This window comes from Nioella nitratireducens (genome assembly GCF_001879715.1).
GTDB lineage: Bacteria > Pseudomonadota > Alphaproteobacteria > Rhodobacterales > Rhodobacteraceae > Nioella > Nioella nitratireducens.
The window spans coordinates 1-644 of sequence record NZ_MNBW01000074.1 but is presented as its reverse complement, the minus strand read 5'-3'; the positions used below and the strand labels follow the sequence as shown (position 1 = coordinate 644).

1 pseudogene is annotated in these 644 nt (G+C 64.0%); it reads left to right on the top strand.

Annotated features, from left to right (window positions below):
- Positions 1–644 (top strand): annotated as a pseudogene (locus tag BKY27_RS19640) (DNA-binding protein); the annotation flags it as partial.

Below are 644 nucleotides of genomic sequence, written 5' to 3'. Positions count from 1 at the left end.
GAGCCCGTTGACGAGACCGCGGTCCAGGATGGTGCTGATCCTGCGGTGGCGGGGCAGGGGGATGATCGTGATCTCACCGATGGCTATGACAGTGCCGCTCATGCCGGAACCGTCATCATGTCGGGTGGCCAGCCGATTGGCGGCGATCTGCCGGAGGATGAGGATGACGGAGCGCTGAAGCCACTGCCCGAGCGGTTGGTCATGGAGTTGACGGCCCATCGGACGCTTGCGCTACGTGAAGCGATCGGGCGCTCGCCGGATGTCGCGCTGACGCTGCTGCTTCTGAAGCTGGTGACGGACACCTTCCGCACCTCCTCTGCTTCGGGCAGCTGTCTCGAGGCATCCGTGCGTCAGGTCTATATGTCGGCGCAGGCGCCCGATCTGAAAGACAGCGTAGTGGCCAAGCTCGTCGACGAGCGTCATGCGGAATGGGAAGCCGATCTGCCGCTTGGCGATGATGCAGCGCTCTGGGACTATCTGACGGTCCTCGATCAGGGCAGTCGGTTGGCCTTGCTGGCGCATTGCCTCAGCTTCGGCGTCAACGCGCTGCATGAGAAGGTGAACCCGTACGGGGCAGGCATTTCCGCTGGCGGTCTGACCCGGCGGATGGCGCATTCCGATCTCGTGGCGCGTGCCACAGATCT